The sequence below is a fragment of the Actinocrinis puniceicyclus genome (assembly GCF_018283645.1).
GTDB classification, from domain to species: domain Bacteria; phylum Actinomycetota; class Actinomycetes; order Streptomycetales; family Catenulisporaceae; genus Actinocrinis; species Actinocrinis puniceicyclus.
Genome location: NZ_JAGSXH010000249.1, coordinates 1 through 3,214 on the forward strand (window position 1 = coordinate 1; position 3,214 = coordinate 3,214).

Consider the following 3,214-nt stretch of genomic DNA (forward strand, 5'->3'; position numbering starts at 1 on the left):
AAGGGCACGACCGCGGGCACGAAGGTGATCGTCTACTCCTGCAACGGCCAGACCAACCAGCAGTGGAACCTCAACTCCAACGGCACCGTCACCGGTGTGCAGTCAGGGCTCTGCCTGGACGTGACCGGAGCCTCCACGGCGAACGGCGCCCTGGTCGAACTGTGGACCTGCAACGGCGGCAGCAACCAGCAATGGACCCTCGGCTGAGCAACGCCGTGCCAGGCATCTGACAGAAAGTCTCTGTGCGCGTCCGACCCGCGCGTTCGGATCCGCGGCGGCGGGCCCGCTGTTCGCCCGCCGCCGCGGATCTCCCGTTGATCCGGGCTCGTCAGGGCCCGTAAAACCGTCCGGAAGGTGACTTCACCATGCCCGCATCGCCATCCACGAATCCGTTCCGGCTCAGCCGCCGGCAGTTGCTGGCCGCCGGCGCCGGCGCGGCCACGACCTTCGGCCTGGTGCGTTTCGCGCCGGCCGCCGAGGCGACGGCCGGGCCGCAGAGCTACACCGCGAGCTGGTCGTCGGTCGACCAGCACCCGCCGGCGCCGACGTGGTTCCAGGACGCGAAGTTCGGCATCTACTACCACTGGGGCGCCTTCAGCGTCCCCGCGTTCAGCAACGAGTGGTACCCGCGCAACATGTACAACTCCGGATCCGTCGAGAACCAGCACCACATCGCCACCTACGGCGACCCCTCGGTGTGGCCGTACAACTTCTTCATCGACGGCGGCTACGACAAGTCCGGCCACTTCGTGCAGTTCGCCCCCAAGCTCGTCTCCCAGGGCGGCAGCTGGGATCCGAACGCCTGGGCGACGCTGTTCAAGAACTCCGGCGCGAGGTTCGCCGGTCCCGTCGCCGAGCACCACGACGGGTTCTCGATGTGGAACAGCGCGTCCAATCCGTGGAACTCGGTCGCGCACGGACCGAAGCTGGACCTGCTCGCGCAGCACGCGCAGGCGATCCGCGGGCAGGGCCTGAAGTTCATGTGCTCGCTGCACCACGCCTACCACTTCAACGGCTACTACCAGTACGTGCCCTACCAGTCCGACCCGAACCTGCGCATCCTGTTCGGACAGCAGGGCAGCACGGCGGAGAACCTGCTCTGGTACAACAAGCTGCACGAGGTGGTCAACGGCTACCAGCCGGACCTGATCTACCAGGACTTCGACCTGAACCTGGTGCAGGAGAACTACCGGTTGCAGTTCCTCGCGGACTACTACAACGCCGCGGTCTCCTGGAACAAGGACGTCGTCGCGACGTACAAGGACGGGTTCGACAACAAGGGAGAGGTCTACGACTACGAGCGCGGCGGCCCCGGCGGCCTGCTGACTCCGTACTGGGAGACCGACGACGCGATCTCTCCGTCCAGTTGGTGCTACACGACCGGGATGGGCTACTACACGACGCAGGCCATGCTGCACGCGCTGATCGACCGGGTCAGCAAGGGCGGCACGATGCTGCTGAACATCTCCCCGATGGCGGACGGCACCATACCCTCCGGGCAGCAGAGCCTGCTGTTGGGCATCGGAGACTGGCTCGGCCGCTTCGGCGAGGCGATCTACGCCACCCGCTCGTGGACCACGTACGGCGAGGGGCCCACCGCGATGGGCGGCGGCTCGTTCACCGGTCCGCGGGCCGGCACCCCGCAGGACATCCGCTTCACCCGCAGCCAGGACAACACCATCCTGTACGCCACCGCGCTGGGCTGGCAGGGCGGCACGATGACGATCACGACGCTGAACTCGAACCAGTTCAACGTGAGCAGCCTCGTGTCGGCCCAACTGCTGAACAACTCCGCGGGCGGCTACATCAACCTGCCCAAGCCGACCCAGGACAGCGGCGGACTGCACTTCGCCATGCCCTCCTCCACCGCTCCATTCAGTGCCCTGGCATACACCGTCAAGCTCACCTTCTCCGGGCAGATTCCCGCGCTCGGCTCCGGCGGCGGCACGGGTGGTATCCCCACCGGGTGGACGAAGATCGCCAACGTGACCTCGGGGATGGTGCTGGACAGCGGCGGAAACGTGGCGTCGGGATCGAATCTCAAGCAGTGGAACTACGACGGCAGCACGAATCTGCAGTGGCAGTTCGTGAGCCTGGGCAACGGCTACTACCGGATCGTGAACAACACGAACGGCATGGTGGCGGACAGCTGGGGCGACACGACGAACGGCGCGCCGGCGCGGCAGACGACCTGGAACGGCGGCAACAACCAGCAGTGGCGCCTGAACAGCGTCGGCAACGGCCGTTACCAGATCATCAACCGCGGCACCGGCACCGCGCTCGACGGCGCGGGCAGCACCACACAGGGCGCGACCACGGTGCTGTGGACGCCGAACTCGAGCACCAACAACGAGTGGACCATCGCCGCGGTCTGATCCGCGGCTGATCCAGTCAGCGTCGAGCGGGCGGACCGCGAACCGGGGCGCGGTCCGCCCGCTGCACAGTGCCTACGGGGGCTGACTGCCATCGCCTGCGCGGAAAGGCGTCTTGAGGCGTTCGCGGTTTGCAGCACGACCTGCCGGACTTCGAGTTCCGGGCGGTCGGACCACGGAAGATCGGCCGGGCCGGGGCGGCAGGGTGGCGTCTGAAGGGTTGCCGCCCCGGCGTCGGTGCCGTGGGTTACCAGAGGTCGTTGATCAAGCGGAGACAGCGGCTCAGCCGAGGGTCCATTGCTGGTTGCTGCCGCCGTTGCAGGTCCACAGTTCGACCAGGGCGCCGTTCGCCGTGGAGGCTCCGGTCACGTCCAGGCAGAGTCCTGACTGCACACCGGTGACGGTGCCGTTGGAGTTGAGGTTCCACTGCTGGTTGGTCTGGCCGTTGCAGGAGTAGACGATCACCTTCGTGCCTGCGGTGGTGCCCTTGCCGTTCGCGTCCAGGCACAGGGTGCTGCCGCCCACGCTGAGGGTCAGCTCGTTGGAAGAGTTGTGCGTCCAGGTCTGGTTCGCGGCACCGTTGCAGGTGTAGATCTGCTGCTGGGTGCCCAGCGTCGTGGTGCTGTTCGGGTCGTCCAGGCACTTGCCCGCACCCACCGCGTGCAACGCACCCGTGCTACCACCACCGGTGCTGCCGCCGCCGCCGCCGTAACCCGCCGCGACGATGTTGGCCTGCACGGCGTTGTCGGTGGCGTCGGAGGGATAGCCGGCCGTGACCGCCCCCTCGTAGAACGTGCCCTGGCTCAGATTCGTGTTGGTCGCGCAGCAGTCGCCGCCACTAC

The 3,214-nt window shown here is 67.2% G+C and carries 3 protein-coding genes; 2 read left to right on the forward strand and 1 reads right to left on the reverse strand.

All coding sequences use genetic code 11. The features are described from left to right. The coding region (locus tag KGA66_RS28420) for a ricin-type beta-trefoil lectin domain protein (protein ID WP_211472586.1) at positions 1-207 on the forward strand (207 nt) is incomplete at its 5' end. A gap of 158 nt (positions 208-365) precedes the next feature. Continuing rightward, positions 366-2,375, forward strand: a complete 2,010-nt coding sequence (locus tag KGA66_RS28425) for an alpha-L-fucosidase (RefSeq protein ID WP_211472588.1) — start codon at positions 366-368, stop codon at positions 2,373-2,375. 279 nt (positions 2,376-2,654) lie between these two features. Here KGA66_RS28425 and KGA66_RS28430 read toward each other — a convergent pair. Next, positions 2,655-3,214, reverse strand: a 560-nt coding sequence (locus tag KGA66_RS28430) for an RICIN domain-containing protein (RefSeq protein WP_211472590.1), incomplete at its 5' end; no start/stop codon positions are given.